We start from the raw sequence: 20,453 nt of genomic DNA, 5'->3' as shown, positions 1-20,453 counted from the left end.
GGGATAGCCACGCGGTATGAAAAGCTTGAACGAAATTATCATTCAATGCTCGCTTTAGCATTTACTATGATGTGGCTACCAATGTGGGCTGATTGATATATGTACTACAAAGATCAACAGCCCCTAATATAAAAGTCATCCTCGAGCACAATCGCGTAATCTAGTTTTTCATCAACTATTTTTTGCCATGCTTTACGGTGGCTTAAATAGCAGCCAATTTGACCATTGCTTAGCGGATAGTGATACTGCTGTTTATTTAATTGCGGGCTGTAATGTAGGAACTTTTGTTGTGTACTCAATTGTGCGCCATCTACGGCATCAATCCGTTCAAATGGCAAGTTAACACGTGCCAGTTGCGTTTGAGTATTTGCGAGTCGCTGCGCGGAGCGCGCTAAGTTTATTACAAATAATGCTGCCATGATGTTCCCCCCCTACCGTTTTTAGCAATACTAAAGGGGGGCTGTTACACGCAAGTGGCAAATTTATGGCTTTTTTAAGTCAGCTCGCGGCTGCGCTAAAATGGCGTTTTTTTCTTCTTGGCTGAGGATGATCCAATCAAATATTTCTTCGTTAGTTCGCCCGCAGCCAGTGCAATAACCGCTGCGGCGCTCACATATGCCTAAACAGTCTGTTTTTAACTTAGTGTTTGAGTGTGTGGGTTTTTGCATTTAATTTCCTAGCGGTGGAGCAATTTCAAAACGGGTAATATAGCGCGTTCTGCTTTGAGAGGTAAATAAGGTGATAACTGGGTGAGCTTCATCCAAAACAAAGTTACTACTGATTGAAGTTGCTGACTCTTTCGTATTTTCGTACCAGCCTTGTGACGCTACACATTGATGTATTTTATCCACTGTTTGTATATGTAGATTTGTGGCATGGGCTTGTTTGTTTTCACTCGTGCATTGATAACTAAACTGCTTATTATGTTGAGTAATGGTGCAGGTATTACCTATAAAATGAGTATTAGCACGCCACTGGTTTATAAAATCATTTCCCACTTTATTTGCTTTTACTGCATTAAAGCCGTTAGTGTTCGCATTAAGTAATGTGTTTAGTGGGCTACATGCGTTTTGCGTTTTTACTATTTTAGGCGCAGGGGCTTTTTGGCTTACACAGCCTGTTAGTACCAATAAGGATAAAGCTGTGATAATTGATTTATTCATAAGCAACGCTAAAAGAATTAGATAAGCTGCACCATACGCAACCTATGTAAAAAAATAAATACCATAACGTAAAAAGGCCCATAAAATATGGGCCTGTAAATGCGCTAAAATAAAGCAGCTGTATTATTTATGGCGACCTTGTAGGCATTTTACAACGTCTTCTAGGGCTAAGCCTTGGCGTTGTAGCAACACAGTAAGGTGATAAATTAAATCAGCCGATTCGTTAGTAAGCTCATCGTTATCGTGTTTCATTGCAGCAAGCGCTACTTCTACGCCTTCTTCACCTACTTTTTGACAGCTACGGCTTAAGTCTTTAGCAAACAATGAAGCTGTGTAGCTTTTTGATGGGTCGTCGTTTTTACGCTCAACAATCACATCTTCTAATTGCGCTAAAAAGCTTAGGCTAGGTTTTGCGCCATCACCAAAGCAGCTTTGTGTGCCTAAGTGACATGTTGGGCCTTCTGGGTTAGCCAGTACTAAAATTGAGTCGTAGTCACAATCGGTATGCACCGATACTACGTTTAAGTAGTTTTCTGATGACTCACCTTTGGTCCATAAACGTGACTTTGAACGCGAGTAAAAGGTTACTTTATTACTTTCAAGCGTTACCTTTAGTGCTTCGCTGTTCATGAAGCCTTGCATTAAAATAACACCAGAGCGAGCATCTTGAACAATCGCAGGGATCATTTCGCTTTTAGCAAAATCTACTTGAGTTTGGTTTTGTTGTGTTACTTGCATAGTCTTGCTGCCACTTGGTTATCAGTTAAAAATTGTTTTAATTCGCCAATGTTAATCACATTTTTGTGAAAAACGCTTGCTGCTAATGCGCCATCGACTTCGCTTTGTTTAAATACATCAACAAAGTCTTGCATACTGCCTGCACCGCCTGATGCAATTAAAGGAATATTACACAATGCGCGCATTTTACTTAGCTGCTCATTGTCGTAACCGTTTCGTACGCCATCTTGGTTCATACAGTTTAAAACAATTTCACCAGCGCCTAAGTCTTGTACGCGTTTAACCCATTCCTCGGTTTTATAACGTGTACGGCTTGATGCATTAGGATCGCCGGTTAATTGGTACACTAAATATTCGCCGGTCACTTCATCGTAAAAGCTATCAATACCTACAACAACACATTGCTTACCAAATTCATCGTGTAGCTCTTTTATAAGCTCAGGGCGGGCAATAGCGGGGCTGTTAATACTTATTTTATCAGCGCCACGCTCTAGTACACGTGCTGCATCGGCTACCGACTTAATACCGCCAGCCACACAGAATGGAATATCGATGTGGCGGGCAATGCTCTCTACCCAATTTACATCAAGTAGGCGTTTTTCAACACTTGCGCTGATTTCATAAAAAACCAGTTCATCGGCGCCGGCATCGCTGTATGCTTTTGCCATTGTTAAAATATCGCCCACTATTTCGTGGCCTTTAAATTTAACGCCTTTTACTACTTGGCCGTCTTTTACATCTAAACACGGGATTATGCGTTTTGATAACATGCCAAGGCCTCCTCAACACTAAATGCGCCATCAAGTAGTGACTTACCTAAAATAACGCCTCCTACGCCCAGCTCTTTAAGCTTTTTAATGTCATCAAGTGAGCTTACGCCACCCGAAGCTTGTACTTTAATGGTGCTGTTATGGCGAGTTAAATCTTCATAAAGCTCAAACGATGGGCCCGTCATGGTGCCATCTTTACTGATGTCCGTACATAAAAAATCAATAACGCCCAAGCTTACATAAAAATCTACAAGCTCAAGTAAACCAAACTCAGATTCACTTAACCAACCATGGGTTGCAGGTGCCCAGCCCGTGGCTGTTTTATTTACATCAAGGGCAATAACAAAGTGCTCGGCGCCAAATTGTTCAATCCAGGCTTTTACTTGCTCGCGTTTTTCTACCGCCATAGAACCAATAACAACTTGGTTAGCACCGGCTTTTAGCCAATCGCTTACATCCTGCTCTGAGCGAATACCGCCGCCCACTTGATACGGTACGTTAAGCGCTTTCGTTGCAGCTTGAATATGTTGCCACTGTTTTTTACTTGGATCGCGTGCGCCTTCTAAATCTACAAGGTGCAATTTACCTGCGCCGCTGTCGGCGTATTCTTTTAAACGTGCGCCAAGCTCAAAAGGGTAAAACTGAGCGGTGTCGTACTTACCTTGGTATAAACGAACAATTTGATTTTGTAATACGTCTAATGCTGGAATAATCACAAATAATCTCTTTATTGTTGGTTAATGGGCCGTTTATAACTGCCAATCAACAAAATTTTGTAATAAACGTGTGCCTACTTTTGCACTGCGCTCTGGGTGAAATTGCATGCCAGCGTAGTTGTCTTTTGCAACAATGGCTGAAAAGGTTTGGCCGTACTGGCCGCTTACAAGTGTTGCATCGTTTACGGTGTGCGCAAAGCTATGTACAAAGTACACTTGCTCGTCTTGTGTTAAGCCTTTGGTAAGTGCATGCTCTTTATTTACGCTTAAGTTATTCCAACCCATATGCGGCGACGTTAAACTGCCAACATCAAGGGCTTTTACTTGGCCTGGTATTTTACCTAAGCATTGTACTTTACCTTCCTCGGTGCTTTCGCACAGTAACTGCATACCTAAGCAAATTCCCATAAGTGGGCGCTGGTATTCGTTTATAGCTTGTTGCCAGCCGTTATCTACAAGGCGTTTCATGGCAACTGATGCATGGCCAACGCCTGGTAATATAGCACGCTCAAAGCCGGCTAATTGCTCTGGCGAGGTAATGACTGTTGGCGTTTGACCTAAGCGTTCAAAGGCAAAACGAACTGAATTTATATTGGCACACCCGGTATTAATTATGGCAATCATAAACATCCCTTAGAGCTGGCTGTTTGTTGGGTCGTGTCTTGTGCTACTGCCATACGAAGGGCACGTGAAAACGCTTTAAATAAGCCTTCTACTTGGTGATGACAGTTACCGTCGCTCACTGATAAAATAAGGCTAATAGCGGCATTATCGCTTAAGCTTTTGAAAAAGTGCTCAACCATTTGTACGTCTAAATCGCCGGCTTTTTCACGGCTAAAGTTAGCGTTTAATACAAATGAAGCGCGGCCCGATAAATCAATTTGTGCTTCAGCTTTACACTCATCCATTGGCAGTGCAAAACCATAGCGCGCTATTTGCGATTTAGTGCCAAGCGCTTGTTTAAGCGCGACACCTAGGGCAATACCTATGTCTTCAACAAGGTGGTGCTCATCTATGTGTAAATCGCCTTTCGCTTTAATATTTAAACCAATGTTGGCGTGGGTGCGAATTTGATCAAGCATATGATCAAAAAAGCCAAGGCCGGTTTCAATGCTACCGTTTTTAGTTTGATCTAGGTTTATGGCTACATCAATTTGGGTTTCTTTGGTGTTACGCGTAACACGACCTTCACGGTTGGCAGTTGTAAGCTTTGTAACAATGGCAGGCCAGCTGCCATCATACAAAATGCCTTCACAACATAAGTTTTTAGCAAGGCCAATATCGGTTTGACGATCGCCAATCACGTATGAGCGAGCTAAATCAACTTTGCCTGAGCGTATAAGCTCAGTTAATAAACCTGTTTTAGGTTTACGGCAATCACAGTTTTGCTCGTCAAAGTGTGGACAAATTAATACCTCGTCAAAGCTAATGCCTTGGCTTTGCAGTATGTCCATCATTTTATCTTGTGCTATATCAAAGTCAGCAGTCGGGAAGCTGTCTGTGCCTAAGCCATCTTGGTTAGATACCATTACTAAGCGGTACCCTGCGGCTTGTAACTGTAATAAAACCGGGATAATACCAGGTAAAAACGCTAATTTTTCTAGGCTGTCTACCTGTTTGTCGGTGATTGGCTCTTCAATTATGGTGCCGTCACGGTCAATAAATAAATAGGGGTTACTCATGATACTTCTTGTCCTGATAAAAGAGGTGAGGTTGCTGGCTTATCAAGGCCATCTAACCAAATTTTTACTTGCTCAAGTTCTTGCTCATTACCAATGGAGATACGTAGCCAATCGTCTTCACCGTATAGGGTAAACGCGCGCATCACTAAGCCTTGTTCAAGTGCTACTTTAAAGTAGTTTTTGTCGGCTAATTTTAAGGTAACAAAGTTACCTTCACCAGTGAGAATTTTTAATGCAGCAGGGGATGCGTTTAACCACTGTACAAGTTTAGCTTTTAAACTATTTAAAATAGTCACTTGGCGGCGCATTGATGTAATTGCATCAGGTGCTATGGCTTGTGCTGCAATACTTGCTACCACACCCGATACCGGATACGGCGCAATCACTTTACGAATAGGTGCAAGTACAGTTTCTTGTGCAAGTGTAAAACCGGTTCTTAGCCCTGCAAGCGCAAACGCTTTAGATAAAGTGCGCAGTACCACTACATTACTATATTCGTTAATCAGCGCTGTAGCACTTTGCTCAGGGCAAAATTCAATATAGGCTTCATCAACAATAACTAAAGCTTTACCGGTAAGCGCTGTTGCAATTGCTTTTACTTTTTCAAGGGGGGTTAAGCTACCGGTTGGGTTATTTGGATTACAAATAAACACTAATTTTGAGCTGCCCACTGTCTCAACTATTTCATCAACACTGCCATCAAGTAATAGCGCTTGGGTTAAACCATTGATTGCAACGTTGTGCGTATCAGCGGTTACTTTGTACATACCGTAAGTTGGCAAAAATAACGCAATGCTGTCTTTTGCAGGTTCGCAGTAGGTACGTACTAAAAGCTCAATGCCTTCATCGGCGCCGCGCGTCATTAATACGTTTTCGCTTTCAAGCTCTGCATACGCAGCATAGCGGTCAATAACCAATTGCGGCTGTGGATCTGGGTAGCGATTTAAATCTTCAATACTCAGTTCAATATTTTTAGCGTACGGGCTTTCATTGGCATTTAACCACGTTGACCCTGTTAGCTTTTCACTTTTAGCAGAGCTATAGGCAGCAAGAGCTGCAATATTTTGTGGTAATAAGCTAGTCGCTTGTGCGCTCTCATTGCTCATTTTTAATTGCCTCTAAACGAATTGAAACCGCATTTGCGTGTGCATCAAGGCCTTCTGCATCTGCTAGTGGCAAAATAGCTTTTGACAGCTGTGTTAGGCCACTTTTACTTATAGTTTGTACTGTGTAAGTGCGGAAAAAATCAAGCAAGTTTAAGCTTGAATAGGTTGCACTGTAACCGTAGGTAGGTAACACGTGGTTAGTACCCGATGCGTAATCGCCCGCTGATTCTGGCGTGTAGTCGCCAACAAATACCGAGCCTGCATTTTTTACTTTATCTAAGTAAGGTGTTGAATCTGCTAATTGCAAAATTAAGTGCTCAGGGCCATATTGCGCTGATACGTCAAATGCTTGCTCAACAGAGTCGACTAAAATAAGTGATGAATTAGCCAGAGCTTGCTCGGCTGTATCTTTACGGCTTAATTTAGCAAGCTGGCGTGTAAGTGCCTGCTGCGTTTGCTCAATGATACTTTCGCTGTTACACAATAAAATTACTTGCGAGTCTGCGCCGTGCTCAGCTTGCGAGAGTAAATCTGCCGCTATAAATTCTGGATTTGCACGCTCATCTGCAATCACTAATATTTCAGAGGGGCCTGCTGGCATATCGATTGCCATTCCAGGAATTGTTTGCGCAACAAGCTGTTTGGCCATCGTTACAAAGCTATTACCTGGGCCAAAAATTTTGTTCACTTTAGGCACTGATTCAGTGCCGTAGGCCATTGCGGCAATTGCACCTGCGCCACCACTTTCAATTAAAGTTGTAATGCCACATAACTTAGCTGCATATAAAATCGCAGGGTTAATGCTTTCATCACCTTGCACAGGAGTTGCAAGAACGACGGTTTTAGCACCACTTAATTGTGCAAGTACACCTTGCATAATAACCGATGATGGCAGTGGAGCACTGCCACCAGGTACATAAATACCCACAGCTTCGATGGCCTGATATTTCAGTTCACATTCAACGCCAGGTTGGGTTGATAACTTAATATCTTTAGGCAATTGCGCTTCGTGAAAACGTTTAACGTTTGCATAAGCGGTGTCAATTGCGTATTTAAGCTCTGCGCTTAGTGCTTGCTCTGATGCGTTTATTTCATCAAGCGGTACACGTAAACGAGGGTTAGCTCTATTATCAAACTTTTTAGCCATATCAAGTAAGGCTTTATCACCTTGCTCTTTCACATCGCTCATAATTGTTTGGCATATAGCTTCAACCTTTGCGCTGGCAGAAACCGCAGGGCGCATTAGTGCCGCTGCTTGTACTTGTGAAGATTCCTCATTCCAACGAAGCATGGTACTTACTCCATCATTTTTTCAATTGGCATTACTAAAATAGAGTTAGCGCCTAGGGATTTAAGCTGCTCCATTGTTTCCCAAAATAATGTTTCGCTGCTTACCATGTGTAGCGCTACGTACTCTTCGTTACCAGCAAGTGCAAGCAGAGTAGGTTGGCCAGAGCCTGGTAAAATTTCGCAAATTTCATCAAGTTTAGTTTTTGGCGCGTGTAGCATAATGTATTTGCTTTCTTTAGCTTGTTTAACACCACGAAGGCGCGGCATAAGCTTATTGATTAGCGCTAGTTTGTCTTCATCTTGCAGGTCTTTATTTTGAATTAAACACGCGTTTGATTCTAAAATTGTATCACCTTGAATTAATCCGTTCGCTTCAAGCGTTGCACCGGTAGAAACTAAATCACAAATTGCATCTGAAAGACCGGCTCGTGGGGCTACTTCTACTGAGCCTGTAAGCATTACAGTGCTTGCATTAATGCCTTCGCGCTTTAACCATTGCGTTAATATTTCTGGGTAGGTTGTTGCAATACGTTTGCCTTCAAACCAGCTTTTATCACGTGGGCCAAGCTCTTGTGGCCATGCAAGTGCAAGGCGGCAGTAACCAAAGTCTAGTTTTGCTAGTTTGCTAACTTCGCTTGGTACACCTTGGCGTTCACGTTCGGCTTGTACTTCTACTAGTACGTTTTCGCCAACAATACCTAAATCACAAACACCGTCCATTACTAAGCCCGGAATATCGTCATCGCGCACACGAAGTACGTCAATTGGCATATTGGTTGAGTGTGCAATTAAGCGTTGCTCACGTAGGTTTAATTTAACACCTAGTTGCTTTAGTAAATCTTGACAATCTTTAGACAGGCGACCGCCTTTTTGGATGGCGATACGTAGACGATTTGTGTTACTCATTATTCATTTTCCTTTAATTTAAAAACTAAAAAACCCGAGGGGAACCTCAGGGCGAAAATGAATCAATGTGTTTTGAATCGCCAGAGGTTCCTTTTAGGAATAACCTCTCAGCGAAAGACCTGACAGGTTATTCCGGTGAATGGTGGTGATGATGTACTGTTGTCAGGTTTAAGCGCATTTTTGTATCCTATTTTGCTTACCGCTATTTAGTGAGCGTTAAGCTTTAATCTGTTTCAATAAATTTCGCATTCATAAAAACATAAACCGCCTAGCTAAGGCAAGTTTTTTTTACCAAATTAAAGCATATCTTATAACTGCCGATAATATTGAGAGCTAAACAGTATTTTTAGTTGTTTTAATGTTTAAATTGTAGGCAAGTTGGGCTTTGTTGGTCAATTTATCTAATTTTTAATAAACAGGTTTAGGAGGGGAGTATGGATATAATGATCCCTTTTTTAGGGAAAATTTCGCGGTTAGAGCTTGAGACAAAAAGTACATTTCATATTGCAGGTGTGCAAAATATGCCACAAGCGCAAAAAATTAAGCTTGAAAATGAAAAAAAGCAGACGCTCAACAAAAAAAGATTAGCGCAGGCGCAGGGCAAAAAAAGTGCAAGTGCAGCTAATGAAAAAGCGATTACTGTAGATGACGAAGGGAATAAACATTTAGATACATGGGCATGATCTAAACCCTTAATAGTAAAAAGCCACGCACAACTTTTTACTATTAAGGGTGTGTTTGCTAGCGTTTTTTAGCTTTAATAATGTAAAAGCTAAATATAACAGCTACGGTAAGTTGGGCTATAAAGCCTTGCCACGTAGATTTTAAACCCAGTAGTGCAATATCAAAGTTTATCGGCATTACACTAATCGCGACTATATCAGCCTCTTGTAATGCAATGACAGCTTTACCCATTAATACAAAGGCAAGTGCAAATAATAAATACGTTGTATAAGCAAAAAACTTAGCAATAGGTAACTTAATCGAATATTTAACTAACACCCATGCAATAAGCGCTAATAAAACCACACCCAATGCAAAGCCCATCGCGAGCGATGAATACTGTGCTTGCGAGCTTTGCGTTAATAACGACTGATAAAATAATACCGTCTCGAACACTTCACGATATACCGCTATAAACGAGAGGCCCGCGAGCCCCCACAGTGTACCAGACTCTAATCGCGTATTAATATTTTGCTGAATATATGCCTGCCACTGCTGAGCACTGGTTTTACTGTGCATCCATACCCCAACATATAGCAAAATAATAGCTGCAAATAGGGCGCCTATACCTTCCATTACTTCGCGGCTGGCACCACTTATTTGTATTAATGTTTGCGCTGCTGCCCATGTTAAACCACCTGCTATGAGGGCCATTACCCAGCCAATATGAACATATTTAAGCGCATCTTGGCGTTTGGTTTTTATAAGTACGGTCATTAGCGCAATAACAACTAATAGTGCCTCTAGGCCTTCGCGTAGCAAAATAACTAAACTGGCTGATAGCAAAGCGCCATCACTGAGTGTGGTGTCATTAAGTAGGTTGTTTGCTTTTGTTAATTGTGCAAGTACAGCGTTAACTTGCGCACTGACAAGCTCGGTGTTTTTTTCATTTTTGAATGTGTTACGTAAGTTCATCAATTGTACTTCAATGCTTTTACGCAAGCTTTCATCGTATGCATTTAAGTTATTTTCTATCAGCTCAAAGCCATCTAAATAGGCACTGATAGCCAGTTCGCTGGCTTTTGCATATTCACCATTAGCATGTGCATTTTGCGCTGCAATAAGTTGCGAGCGTGCAACGCTAAGTGGCTCAGCTTTGTTTTTAAATAAGTGTTCAGGATTACCGCGAAGCCACTTAATAAATTGAACTTGGGCAGGGGATTGATTTTGTGAAAGCTGCGCAGGGTTAAGATTAATGATGTCTGAAGTGCTGATTGTCTGGTTATTGTGTTGCGGCTTAGTTATATCTTGAAAAGCTAAACTGCCTACATAAAAGGCGAGTGACCAACGTTGTTGCTCATTAAATTGGCTAAAAGAAACCATTGGCGTATCGTCTATGCCATTGGATACAGCTTCATATAATCCCATAATTGTGCGATTTGTGGCTCGCTCTTTATCCGTAAAGTTGGTGGGCTGTGGTGTTAAACCTTTAGCAAGTGGGCCATCACCTTGACCATTTATGCCATGGCACATAGAGCAGTTTTCTGAAAAAAGTGCCTTTGTTTGTTTTAGGGGTAATAAAGATGAAGGCAAAGAAAGCTGCGGTATAAATTCAAGCAAAGACTCCCTAAGCTTTGAGCTCGCAGCACGAACACTTTGTACGCTTTGTTTATTTATAATGGCGTTATGTAAGGCGCCAGCTTGTATTTTTATATGACTGTATTGATTATTAGCACTGCTTAACTGTGTGGCTAGTGTGCTTATTAAATTTGCAAACTCAGACATTTCTTGAAATTCGTCTTTACTAAGTACCTCGCCTTTTTGCACCGCGCCAACGTAATCAACCCCTACGTACTCTGCAAGTTGTGATATTTGCTTAATTTTAGCTTGCTCGGCAGGCGTAGAGGCAAAAGCAGAAAAACATAAAAAAGTGAGTAAGAACAAAGGAAATAGAAAAACGTGGCGACGTGTAATGCCATAAAATAACGAAAAAACACTTGTATACTTACTGGACATAATTAGCCCTATAAAAAACATTTAAAATTAAAACTATTTTTATTACGCTTAAAATAAATAAAACCGTGCTAAAAATAATCCCCCATAAATAACTAACCCGCAGTGAATAGACTGCGGGTTTAATAAAGAAAACTTAGTGATTTTGCTCGGCAGATTTAATACTACTTTGAATGAGAGGTGAGATAGTTAAACCTTGCACAATAATAGAAAATATAACCACAACATAGGTCACAATAACGATTAAATCATGCAGATCACTGCCTGATATAAATACTTGATCACGAGGAATAGCTGCAGCCATAGCTAATGCTAAACCGCCACGTAAACCACCCCAAGTTAAAATTTTAACGCTGTGTTTGTCGTAGTTTTTAAAGCGCTTAAATATTACAAATGGCGCACCAACACTAATAAAACGAGCTAATAAAATAGCAGGGATCATAACAAGGCCTAAGCCAATTTCACCCATTGTTACTGGCATAGTGACAATCAGCATACCAATAATCAAAAACAACAAAGCGTTTAAAAAGCTGTCGGTGGCGTGCCAAAAGTCTTTAATATAGCGCGTGTTTTCAGGCCCTGTACGCTCGGTTGCTTTTGCGCGAGTAATATTACCTAAAATAATACCACTGGTTACCATGGCAAGCGCGCCTGATATTTCCCATACATTGGCAGCTGCAAAACCCGCAGTTGGAATGGTTAAGGTTATTAATAGGCGTATATTTACATCTTTACAGTTAATAATTAAAAAGTGACCCACAAGGGCCATTGCTAAGCCAAACACGATTCCACCTATGGCATCAACAAAAAACAGCTCTGCAATGTCGGCTGGGTTGGCATCGGTGCCAAAAAATGCAACAGAAAACAGCGTAGTAAAAATTACCAAACCAATACCATCGTTAAATAAAGACTCGCCTTCTACCTGTACCGAAATACCTTCAGGGGCGCGTAATTGTTTAATAATTGCCAGTACAGCAATTGGATCGGTTGGGCTTATTAAGGCGCCAAAAAGTAAACAATAAATAAAAGGGACGGGCCAGCCAAGAGCAGCAAAAATATAAAAACTTAAATAGCCAATTAAAAAAGTAGAGACTACGGTAGAGAACAAAACTAAAGCGGTTATTTCCCATCGTTGTTTACGCAGTGCCAACAGGTTAATTTCTAAAGCACCTGCAAATAACAAAAATCCAAGCATGCCTTTTAAAAGCAATTCATTAAAATTAATACTGGCTACAATTTGCGTCATCTCTAATGCAGTTGTATCGCCTAATAACTTAACTGAAATAATTAATAACAACGATATAACAACCGAGCCTGTCGTTATAGCAATCGTTGTTTGCATTTTAAGAACATACTGGTTTGCATAAGCAATAAAAATTGCGATAGCAGAGAGAAAACAAATGAGATACCAAGCATTCATTGGCTAACCTTAAATTTATTTTAGAGAACAAAAAAGAGCGAATTAAACGAGCCGTATATTACTCCTGTGACTAGGCTGTGTCACAGTATTTATGGGGCTTTTAGCACTTTTTTTATGTCTTTAGGAGACATATAGTTAATGCAAATTTACTGGTGTTATTGCTTGTAATGAAGAGATTAATACAAAGTTGCCTAGGCAACGTAATGGCTAATTAATGCCGTTAATTGAATAAAGTAAACGTAACTATTGTGCGCGGCTAAAAGTGTAATTTAGTGTAAATATATGTATACAAATTGTGGGGTTGGTTTTTCCTGCATTTTTTAAGACACTCTAATTTCAATTGGCTTGCCCTTATAGCCAGGCTTACGTAAAATCTCGCTATTATTTTTTGTAAAGTGACTGGTATTATCAAACAGCTGTTTAGTGCAACCGGGCCGTTAGCGTTATCTTTAGATGGATACACGCCACGCCAACCTCAAATTGATATGGCCGTTGCCGTTAACGATGCATTAAAAAATAGCACGCAGTTAGTGGTTGAAGCGGGCACTGGTACAGGTAAAACGTTTGCCTATTTAGCGCCTGCCCTTAAATCTAAGGGTAAAACAATTATCTCAACAGGCTCTAAGGCCTTGCAAGAGCAGTTATACCACCGCGATTTACCTCAGCTAGTAAAAGCACTTAATGCATCTAAAAAAACCGCATTATTAAAAGGGCGCGCTAATTATCTGTGTACTTATAGGCTAAACCAACATGTAGCCCATGTACCAATAGACGATCCTGATGTAATGCATCAACTTGCTATGGTTGCAAAATTTGCCAGTGAAACACACTCGGGTGATTTAGCTGACTGTATTGGTATTGAAGAAGATGCCAAGGTACTGCCCTATGTTAATTCGACAGCCGATAATTGTTTAGGCAAAGAGTGTCCAGACTTTCAATCATGTTATATACGCAAAGCGCGTTTAAATGCAGCCGAAGCGGATGTAGTGGTTATAAACCATCATTTATTTTTTGCTGATATGGCAGTAAAAGACTCCGGTTTTGCAGAACTTATGCCCACTGCCGACGCTTATATTTTTGACGAAGCACACCAGCTTAGCGAAATTGCTAGTGATTACTTTGGTGAAAGTATTAGTACTAAAAAGCTGGTGGATTTAATTAACGATTTACGCGCTATTTACCGTGCAGAAATTCCCGATATGCTGCAACTTGGAAAAAGCCTTAATAAGCTAGAAACCAGTGTGGCTGATTTACGTTTACAGTTTGGTGTAGATGGAAGCCGAGGAGATTGGCGCGAAAAGCTCAGTGATAAATTAATTTGCGCAGCGCTGCATCGGGTAATTAGCGATTTAGACTTTGTTTATCAGGTATTAAAACTGTGCCTAGAGCGCAGTGATAAAATAGAGCATCCGTTTGAGCGCACTTTAGCGTTTAAAGGTCAGTTAGAGCGTGTTTTTGATACCGCACAAACGGGCTTTAGCTATTGGTACGAAACCACGCGGCGCTATTTAACGGTTAATATTACGCCACTTAATGTCTCTGCTAAATTTGCTCAAATGATGAAAGACACCGGCGCAGGGTTTGTATTTACCTCAGCCACGTTATCGGTTGATAATAAGCTCGATCACTTTAATGCAAGCTTAGGTATTACTCCTGCGCAAAGTATGATGGTTGATAGCCCCTTTGATTACCCTAATCAGGTGCTTTTATGCTTACCACGATATTTGCCTGAATCGCACGCAGAGAACATGCCTCATGCAATTATAAAATTAACCCTAGAGCTGATTAAATCGGCTAAAGGGCGTTGCTTTGTACTGTTTACAAGTTACCGAATGATGCATTTGGTGGCTGAGGGGTTAACCACACAAATGGACTACCCTGTTTATATGCAAGGGCAAATGTCTAAGCGTATAATACTGGAAAAATTTACGCGCCATGGTAATGCGGTATTGTTAGGTACTGCCTCGTTCTGGGAAGGGGTTGATGTACGTGGTAGCACGCTAAGCTGTGTTATTATCGACAAGTTACCTTTTGCAGCACCGGATGACCCATTACTGCAAGCCAAAATGCAAGATTGTCAAATGCAAGGCAAAGACCCGTTTGCTTATATACAGTTACCGCAAGCTGTTATTGCGCTCAAGCAGGGCGTGGGGCGTTTAATACGAGATAACAAAGATAAAGGCGTGCTTGTTATTTGCGACAACCGATTAGTAACGCGCCAATATGGCCAAGTATTTTTAAAAAGCTTACCGCCGATGCGTCGCACGCGAAGCTTAGAAGATGCAAACACATTTTTAAAACACATTAACTAGAGTACTAAAATGATTAAAAGTAATATTCTTGCCCTAGACGCTTCAACCGAAGCGTTATCTTTAGTTTTACACTTTGAGGGCCAAACATTTCATCATTTTGAAGAATGTCCACAGCAACATAGTCAAAAAATACTCCCTTTAGTTGATGAGCTTCTTAATAAAGCACAGTGTAAATTAAAAGACTTAGACGTTATTGGCTTTGGCCAAGGGCCAGGTAGCTTTACCGGTGTACGCATTAGTGTTGCTATTGCACAAGGGTTAGCTTATTCAGCCAATTTACCATTAGTGGGCGTATCAACCTTGGCAATTATGGCCCAGCAAGCGTACGAGCAAACGCAGGCACCAGTAGTGTATTCAGCTATAGATGCGCGCATGGGAGAAATTTATTTTGCCCAATACCAGGTAAATAACGCACGCATGGAGTTGGTAAATGAAGAGTGTGTCTTAAAACCAGAGTTATTAAGCAAAGAGCACATAAACAGTGAAGAGTTACACGCGATTGCCGTTGGCACGGGATTTAAAAGTTACCCTGATGCACTTAAAAACGTTAGCAATATAACCATAAATACAGCCATTACTTTGCCAGATGCTCGCTATATGCTTAGCCATGTAGACACGGCCTTTTTAAAGGGCGAGGTTGTTAAAGCAAGTGATGCGCAACCTAAATATGTGCGCGATACAGTAACATGGAAAAAACTACCGGGTCGCGAATAAGCACAAGAGTTGCAAATTGGGTGTTTTTAAATCATAATTTTTAATATGTTTATTGTTGGAAGTTATCTATGACTTTGCCAATTGGCGCTGGTTTTTTTACTGGAGATATTCCTGCAAAGGTTACCTCTACAAAAATTATACCCTCTAAACCACAAGGCTTAGCGGATGATAGCACCAGTCAAAAAACAAACACAGATTATGTAAAAACTAGTAAAGCGGGTGTAGAGCTTGCTAATCAATACTTTAGTCAAAACACTAGTAACGCAAAGTACAGCCAAACTATTTATGACCAACCAAGCCCAACTGTGAGTAAAGCAATTTCAACATATACAGAATTTGCAAATTTAGAGCGTCGCGCCGAAGTACAAGATTTAATAGGCGTCGATATATACGCTTAGCCCCAGTAACAGTAAAAAATAAAAAGCCCGAACACAGGTTCGGGCTTTTTGCGTAAGCTTATGGCTACTGTTTAATAAAGCCAATTAGTTTATCGGCAATATCTGTATTATTTTGAGCACCGTTAAAGTGTTCACTGCCTTTACCGTAGGCAAATACTTGTACATCTACAGCGGTGTGTCCGCCTGTTGTCCAACCAGTAAAGCTGGCCTCACTAATAATACTTTTAATGGCTAAATTAAGCGCTGTTTCGCCCATTTTTTTCGCTTGTTCAAGTTTTACTTTATTAGCCGGTGTATATTCAATACCTGTGTTGGCGCGCCAAATAGGCTCTAGGTCATCAGCAGCGAGTAATTGCTTTGTTAGCTCAACGGCTGTTGCTTTAACACCTTTAATAACTTCTGTATCCCACCTATATTGTCCGTGCGCACCGAGGGTTAACCCACCAGTTGAATGATCTGCAGTAACCACTAATAAAGTATCAGGGTTTTTATCAATATAGGCTTTTGCTTTTTCAATCGACTGTGCAAAGTCATCCATTTCGGCCATGGCACAGGCTACATCGTTAGCATGTCCACACCAATCAATTTGGCTGCCTTCAATCATTACAAAAAAGCCGTCTTTATTTTGGCCGTCGAGTAAATCAAATGCTTTAGCTGTTAGTTGCGTTAAGTGGTTTGAATTAGCATCAAGCGCAAACGGCAGGCCCATTGGGGCGTATAAGCCAAGTGCCGGTACTTGCGTGATCTGACCAAGGTTTTTTATATCATCGCTATATTGATAACCAGCTGCTTTAAATTCATCAACGAGGTTACGGTCTTCTCTAATAAAATACTGCGTACCGCCGCCTAGCATTAAATCAACAGGGAGTTTACCGGTAATTTTGTTATCTATGTATTCATTAGCAATCGCATCGTAATTTCGACGTGATTCGTTATGTGTAGCAAAACTTGCTGGGGTGGCATGGTTAATTTGCGAGGTCGCCACTAATGCTGTTGACATACCGCGTTCTTTTGCTATTTCTAACATGGTTTTAACAGGCTTTTTGTCAGTATCGACTGCAATAGCACCATTATAACTTTTATGGCCGCTACTCAGTGCGGTTGCACCTGCAGCACTGTCGGTAACATAAGTGTGATCGTCAGGGTAAGTACGCGCCATGCCTGTTAAAATAGTATCAAATACGGTTGTTTCAATCTGCTTGGTGGTTGGATCATCTTTAAAATAACGATAAGCGGTTGTATAGGCAGGACCCATCCCGTCACCAATCATATAAATTACATTTTTAGGTGCATCGCTTGCATAAACACTGGTAGATGCACATAAAAGCGCTAATAAGCTAAGTTGGTTTTTCATTTTTATCCCTATGAATGTGCTGTTTAAATAGCACCACAATTGTATATGGTTACGGCGTGTTGAATTTGCAGCATAAATACCAAACATGCGCTGCCCAAAAATTCTATCTAAGGCGATTAAGTTTTTGCTAGGTTTTTACTCCGTCCACAAGGTTACAAACCTCGTACCAGGATTTAACCGCCCGTAGATTGAACAAATTTCAATCCACAAAGTTCAATACGCCCTCGTATAATAATGAAATGAAGTAAGAATAAAAAGCAAAGTATATAAACAGGTTTGGCTAATTGTCACTAAAACAATACAGCCATTTTTTTAGGTTATGTTAATTATAGTGTAATGAATATAGTGGTATACATTACCTACCTGAAGAGTATTTAAGCTCTGTTTGTAATTATTTATTGAATTAATGAAACTTAAAATATTTTAACTTGTTGAAATTAAATACATAATTAAAATTCAAAAGTTAACCTTACAAATAAAGTGGTCTTTATAAATATAAAAAATATATAAACTTTTGGTATTAGAGGTCTGACAACTAGTATGTTATAAATAATGTCGCACGTTAAAAAGAGGTGTCTGTTGCAGCCATTTGAAATAAAAACAAGAAATATAACATTGCGTGGCTTACAAAAAGGCACTGGCGATGAGCTGGTTATAGCCTTGCATGGGTGGCTAGATAACAGTAATAGTTTTACACCTATGTTGGGTCAGGTTAATCCGCAGCATACTTGGTATTGTGTTGACTTTGCTGGGCATGGGCTATCTGATTGGCGCGCACAGGACGCTCATTATTATTTTGTTGATTATATTGACGATGTGTACCAACTTATAAAAAGCTTAGGGGCAAAAAAGGTACATTTAGTCGGCCATTCAATGGGCGCAATGGTGGCAGGTTTATTTGCAAGTTGTTTTAGTGAGTATGTGCATTCAGTTACCTTTATTGAAGGGATTGGCTGTGTTACAACCCCCAGTGATGAAGTATGTGAGCAATTAAAAGGGGCGATACTTAACAGAGAGCGCGCCTACAATAAAAAAAAGCGCGTTTATAAATCGCAATCAGCGATTATCGAAGCGCGTGCAAATACAACAGATTTAAATAACGAGCTGATCACCTTATTGATGAGTCGTAATATTAAGCAAAGTGAACTAGGGTGTGAGTTAACAACAGACCCTAAGCTTAAAAATCACTCAGGTTTTAGGTTTGATGAAGCGCAATGTATTGGTGCAATAAAACAATTAATTGCACCAAGCCAATTAATTTTAGGTAACCAAGGTTATTCGTTTGTAAAACAAAATTTGGCCAAGTATATTAGCTATTACAACAACTTGAAGGTAATTAATGTAGATGGCGGGCATCATTGCCATATGCAAAGCAGTGGGTTATGTTTTGAGCATATTCAAGCCTTTATGCTGAAAAATGGTGCATGTTAATTGTAAATTAGCGCCAAATGTGGGATTATTCCTGCATTAGAGTATTTGCTCAATTGTTAAAGTGCCTTACTTAGATTAAGGTTAATAAAAATATAATTATAAACAGGGGCTAAGAGTGGAAAAAATCTGGCTTAAGCGCTACCCAGAAGGTATGCCTGAAACAATCGATCCTGAGCATTACAACTCGTTACTCGAAGTGTTCGAAAAAAGTTTTACCGATTACAAAGATTTACCTGCATTTACGAATATGGGTAAAACATTATCGTATGATGAAATAGATACAGCGACACAACGTGTTGCCTCGTATATTCAAAATGATTTAGGTCTTAAAAAAGGCGACAAAGTTGCCGTAATGATGCCTAACTTATTACAAACGCCTATCGCTATTTTAGGTATTTTACGTGCAGGTTGTGTGGTGGTTAACGTAAACCCACTTTACACAGTACGAGAGCTTGAGCATCAATTAAAAGACTCTGACGCGTCAGCTATTTTTATATTGGCTAATTTTGCAGACACGCTTGAAAAAGCACTTGCAAAAACGGATGTAAAACACATTGTTGTTACCCAAGTGGGCGACATGGTGGGTGGTATTAAAAAGCATATCGTTAATTTTGTGGTTAAATACATAAAAAAAATGGTACCCAGCTACAACCTGCCAAATACAATTAAGTTTTCAGATGTGTTAGCAGGTGACCCTGCAAAGTATACGCGTCCAGAAATGAGCTTATCTGATCTGGCCTTTTTACAATACACGGGTGGTACAACCGGCGTATCTAAAGGGGCGATGTTAAGTCATGGCAACATGGTTGGTAACCTTGAGCAAGTATCGGGCTGTTTAGATAAAGTATTAGACCGTGGTACTGAAGTTGTTGTTACTGCATTACCGCTTTACCATATATTTGCGTTAACGGCTAACTGCTTAACGTTTATGAAATACGGTGGTTTGAATGTATTAATTACAAACCCACGTGACATGCCAGCATTTGTTAAAGAGCTTAATCAGCATAAATTTACTGCTATTACCGGTGTAAATACCCTGTTTAACGGGTTACTTAATACACCAGGGTTTGCAGAGCTTGATTTTAGTCATTTAAAAATGTCATTAGGTGGCGGTATGGCGGTACAACGTCCTGTAGCTGAAAAATGGCAAAAAGTAACTAATTCTAAATTGATGGAAGGTTACGGTTTAACTGAGTGTGCACCGCTTGTAACTGTAAGCCCGTACGATTTAGAAGCTTATAATGGCTCTATTGGTTTACCTGCTCCTAATACCGAAATTAAGCTAATGCTTGAAAACGGAGAAGAAGCGGCAAAAGGTGAACCCGGTGAGCTATGGGTTAAAGGCCCACAAGTTATGCTAGGTTACTATAACCGCCCAGATGCAACTTCAGAATGTTTGCAAGATGGCTGGTTTGCTACCGGCGATATTGCCACATACGACGATGAAGGTTTCTTCTATATTGTTGACCGCAAAAAAGACATGATCATTGTATCGGGCTTTAATGTGTTCCCAAATGAGATAGAAGAAGTGGTTGCCATGCACGACGGCGTACTAGAAGTAGCGGCTATTGGTATTCCGCACGATGTAAGTGGCGAACAAGTTAAAGTTTTTGTTGTTAAAAAAGACCCTTCTTTAACTGAAAAAGATATAATAAATCACTGTCGTGATAATTTAACTAATTATAAGGTGCCTAAACTCGTTGAGTTTAAGGATGAGTTACCTAAAACAAATGTAGGTAAAATTCTCAGAAGAGCCCTAAAAGATTAGTAAACTATA

The 20,453-nt window shown here is 40.4% G+C and carries 20 protein-coding genes and 1 pseudogene; 7 read left to right on the top strand and 14 right to left on the bottom strand.

The features are described from left to right. Positions 1-96, top strand: a pseudogene (locus tag PSI06_RS07920) (IS5/IS1182 family transposase); the annotation flags it as partial. Between the two features lie 17 nt (positions 97-113). Here PSI06_RS07920 and PSI06_RS07915 read toward each other — a convergent pair. The 11 genes from PSI06_RS07915 to hisG all read right to left on the bottom strand — a co-directional run bounded on the left by PSI06_RS07915 (position 114) and on the right by hisG (position 8,371). Beyond that, positions 114-419, bottom strand: a complete 306-nt coding sequence (locus PSI06_RS07915; RefSeq protein WP_273603535.1) for a glycosyltransferase family 25 protein — start codon at positions 417-419, stop codon at positions 114-116. A gap of 63 nt (positions 420-482) precedes the next feature. Next, entirely contained in the window at positions 483-668 is a 186-nt protein-coding gene (locus PSI06_RS07910; RefSeq protein ID WP_024031736.1) for a DUF1289 domain-containing protein, read from the bottom strand. Beyond that, positions 669-1,163 carry a lipoprotein gene (locus tag PSI06_RS07905; RefSeq protein WP_273603534.1) on the bottom strand — a complete coding sequence of 165 codons (495 nt, stop codon included), beginning with the start codon at positions 1,161-1,163 and terminating at the stop codon, positions 669-671. Positions 1,164-1,286: 123 nt separating this feature from the next. Beyond that, positions 1,287-1,901 (bottom strand): bifunctional phosphoribosyl-AMP cyclohydrolase/phosphoribosyl-ATP diphosphatase HisIE, encoded by a 615-nt coding sequence (gene hisIE / locus PSI06_RS07900; protein WP_273603533.1) that lies wholly within the window; start codon positions 1,899-1,901, stop codon positions 1,287-1,289. Continuing rightward, on the bottom strand, positions 1,892-2,671 hold the full coding sequence (gene hisF, locus PSI06_RS07895) for an imidazole glycerol phosphate synthase subunit HisF (protein WP_006793443.1): 780 nt from the start codon (positions 2,669-2,671) through the stop codon (positions 1,892-1,894). The genes hisIE and hisF overlap by 10 nt, the downstream gene beginning before the upstream one ends. Continuing rightward, on the bottom strand, positions 2,653-3,387 hold the full coding sequence (locus PSI06_RS07890; protein WP_006793444.1) for a 1-(5-phosphoribosyl)-5-[(5-phosphoribosylamino)methylideneamino] imidazole-4-carboxamide isomerase: 735 nt from the start codon (positions 3,385-3,387) through the stop codon (positions 2,653-2,655). Before PSI06_RS07890 ends, hisF begins: the two co-directional genes overlap by 19 nt. Before the next feature lie 33 nt (positions 3,388-3,420). Beyond that, on the bottom strand, positions 3,421-4,011 hold the full coding sequence (gene hisH / locus PSI06_RS07885; protein ID WP_273603532.1) for an imidazole glycerol phosphate synthase subunit HisH: 591 nt from the start codon (positions 4,009-4,011) through the stop codon (positions 3,421-3,423). After that, positions 4,008-5,069: a bifunctional histidinol-phosphatase/imidazoleglycerol-phosphate dehydratase HisB gene (gene hisB / locus PSI06_RS07880; protein ID WP_273605003.1), complete on the bottom strand. Its 1,062-nt coding sequence runs from the start codon at positions 5,067-5,069 to the stop codon at positions 4,008-4,010. The genes hisH and hisB overlap by 4 nt, the downstream gene beginning before the upstream one ends. Then, entirely contained in the window at positions 5,066-6,175 is a 1,110-nt protein-coding gene (gene hisC, locus PSI06_RS07875) for a histidinol-phosphate transaminase (protein ID WP_273603530.1), read from the bottom strand. Before hisC ends, hisB begins: the two co-directional genes overlap by 4 nt. Next, complete coding sequence (hisD, locus tag PSI06_RS07870; RefSeq protein WP_273603529.1) at positions 6,165-7,466, bottom strand: histidinol dehydrogenase; 1,302 nt, start codon at positions 7,464-7,466, stop codon at positions 6,165-6,167. The genes hisC and hisD overlap by 11 nt, the downstream gene beginning before the upstream one ends. Positions 7,467-7,471: 5 nt before the next feature. Further along, positions 7,472-8,371, bottom strand: coding sequence for an ATP phosphoribosyltransferase (gene hisG / locus PSI06_RS07865; protein ID WP_273603528.1), 900 nt, complete (start codon positions 8,369-8,371; stop codon positions 7,472-7,474). Between the two features lie 434 nt (positions 8,372-8,805). On the opposite strand from hisG, the gene PSI06_RS07860 reads away from it, so the two are divergent. Further along, on the top strand, positions 8,806-9,054 hold the full coding sequence (locus PSI06_RS07860; RefSeq protein ID WP_273603527.1) for a hypothetical protein: 249 nt from the start codon (positions 8,806-8,808) through the stop codon (positions 9,052-9,054). A 58-nt stretch (positions 9,055-9,112) separates the two neighbouring features. Here PSI06_RS07860 and PSI06_RS07855 read toward each other — a convergent pair whose 3' ends face one another. Then, complete coding sequence (locus tag PSI06_RS07855) at positions 9,113-11,050, bottom strand: cytochrome c/FTR1 family iron permease (RefSeq protein WP_273603526.1); 1,938 nt, start codon at positions 11,048-11,050, stop codon at positions 9,113-9,115. Positions 11,051-11,183: 133 nt separating this feature from the next. Further along, positions 11,184-12,467, bottom strand: coding sequence for a cation:proton antiporter (locus tag PSI06_RS07850; protein WP_256846251.1), 1,284 nt, complete (start codon positions 12,465-12,467; stop codon positions 11,184-11,186). A gap of 395 nt (positions 12,468-12,862) precedes the next feature. On the opposite strand from PSI06_RS07850, the gene PSI06_RS07845 reads away from it, so the two are divergent. The 3 genes from PSI06_RS07845 to PSI06_RS07835 all read left to right on the top strand — a co-directional run bounded on the left by PSI06_RS07845 (position 12,863) and on the right by PSI06_RS07835 (position 15,891). Beyond that, positions 12,863-14,779: an ATP-dependent DNA helicase gene (locus tag PSI06_RS07845; RefSeq protein WP_273603525.1), complete on the top strand. Its 1,917-nt coding sequence runs from the start codon at positions 12,863-12,865 to the stop codon at positions 14,777-14,779. Between the two features lie 9 nt (positions 14,780-14,788). Continuing rightward, the gene (gene tsaB, locus PSI06_RS07840; protein WP_273603524.1) at positions 14,789-15,493 is read left to right on the top strand and encodes a tRNA (adenosine(37)-N6)-threonylcarbamoyltransferase complex dimerization subunit type 1 TsaB; all 705 of its coding nucleotides are present in this window, start codon (positions 14,789-14,791) and stop codon (positions 15,491-15,493) included. A gap of 68 nt (positions 15,494-15,561) precedes the next feature. Further along, positions 15,562-15,891, top strand: a complete 330-nt coding sequence (locus tag PSI06_RS07835) for a hypothetical protein (protein WP_273603523.1) — start codon at positions 15,562-15,564, stop codon at positions 15,889-15,891. Between the two features lie 64 nt (positions 15,892-15,955). Here the strand turns inward: PSI06_RS07835 and PSI06_RS07830 are convergent, their stop codons facing one another. Further along, positions 15,956-17,245, bottom strand: coding sequence for an alkaline phosphatase (locus PSI06_RS07830; RefSeq protein ID WP_273603522.1), 1,290 nt, complete (start codon positions 17,243-17,245; stop codon positions 15,956-15,958). Positions 17,246-17,824: 579 nt separating this feature from the next. On the opposite strand from PSI06_RS07830, the gene PSI06_RS07825 reads away from it, so the two are divergent. Both PSI06_RS07825 and fadD read left to right on the top strand, forming a co-directional pair. After that, positions 17,825-18,676: an alpha/beta hydrolase gene (locus tag PSI06_RS07825; RefSeq protein ID WP_273603521.1), complete on the top strand. Its 852-nt coding sequence runs from the start codon at positions 17,825-17,827 to the stop codon at positions 18,674-18,676. A 115-nt stretch (positions 18,677-18,791) separates the two neighbouring features. Continuing rightward, entirely contained in the window at positions 18,792-20,444 is a 1,653-nt protein-coding gene (gene fadD, locus PSI06_RS07820; protein ID WP_273603520.1) for a long-chain-fatty-acid--CoA ligase FadD, read from the top strand. Positions 20,445-20,453 lie beyond the last annotated feature (9 nt).

This window comes from Pseudoalteromonas sp. GABNS16E (assembly GCF_028598715.1).
Taxonomy (GTDB): Bacteria; Pseudomonadota; Gammaproteobacteria; order Enterobacterales; family Alteromonadaceae; genus Pseudoalteromonas; species Pseudoalteromonas atlantica.
The sequence above is the reverse complement of the archived record's forward strand: the minus strand, read 5'-3'. Positions and strand labels throughout refer to the sequence as shown.

What these genes read in the sequence shown, in the direction of transcription:
- hisIE (WP_273603533.1), bottom strand. Translation starts at nt 1,901, where the DNA reads ATGCAAGTAACACAACAAAACCAAACTCAAGTAGATTTTGCTAAAAGC.
- hisB (WP_273605003.1), bottom strand. Translation starts at nt 5,069, where the DNA reads ATGAGTAACCCCTATTTATTTATTGACCGTGACGGCACCATAATTGAA.
- PSI06_RS07850 (WP_256846251.1), bottom strand. Translation starts at nt 12,467, where the DNA reads ATGAATGCTTGGTATCTCATTTGTTTTCTCTCTGCTATCGCAATTTTT.
- hisG (WP_273603528.1), bottom strand. Translation starts at nt 8,371, where the DNA reads ATGAGTAACACAAATCGTCTACGTATCGCCATCCAAAAAGGCGGTCGC.
- hisH (WP_273603532.1), bottom strand. Translation starts at nt 4,011, where the DNA reads ATGATTGCCATAATTAATACCGGGTGTGCCAATATAAATTCAGTTCGT.
- PSI06_RS07915 (WP_273603535.1), bottom strand. Translation starts at nt 419, where the DNA reads ATGGCAGCATTATTTGTAATAAACTTAGCGCGCTCCGCGCAGCGACTC.
- hisD (WP_273603529.1), bottom strand. Translation starts at nt 7,466, where the DNA reads ATGCTTCGTTGGAATGAGGAATCTTCACAAGTACAAGCAGCGGCACTA.
- hisF (WP_006793443.1), bottom strand. Translation starts at nt 2,671, where the DNA reads ATGTTATCAAAACGCATAATCCCGTGTTTAGATGTAAAAGACGGCCAA.
- PSI06_RS07905 (WP_273603534.1), bottom strand. Translation starts at nt 1,163, where the DNA reads ATGAATAAATCAATTATCACAGCTTTATCCTTATTGGTACTAACAGGC.
- PSI06_RS07860 (WP_273603527.1), top strand. Translation starts at nt 8,806, where the DNA reads ATGGATATAATGATCCCTTTTTTAGGGAAAATTTCGCGGTTAGAGCTT.
- tsaB (WP_273603524.1), top strand. Translation starts at nt 14,789, where the DNA reads ATGATTAAAAGTAATATTCTTGCCCTAGACGCTTCAACCGAAGCGTTA.
- PSI06_RS07835 (WP_273603523.1), top strand. Translation starts at nt 15,562, where the DNA reads ATGACTTTGCCAATTGGCGCTGGTTTTTTTACTGGAGATATTCCTGCA.
- PSI06_RS07910 (WP_024031736.1), bottom strand. Translation starts at nt 668, where the DNA reads ATGCAAAAACCCACACACTCAAACACTAAGTTAAAAACAGACTGTTTA.
- PSI06_RS07855 (WP_273603526.1), bottom strand. Translation starts at nt 11,050, where the DNA reads ATGTCCAGTAAGTATACAAGTGTTTTTTCGTTATTTTATGGCATTACA.
- PSI06_RS07830 (WP_273603522.1), bottom strand. Translation starts at nt 17,245, where the DNA reads ATGAAAAACCAACTTAGCTTATTAGCGCTTTTATGTGCATCTACCAGT.
- hisC (WP_273603530.1), bottom strand. Translation starts at nt 6,175, where the DNA reads ATGAGCAATGAGAGCGCACAAGCGACTAGCTTATTACCACAAAATATT.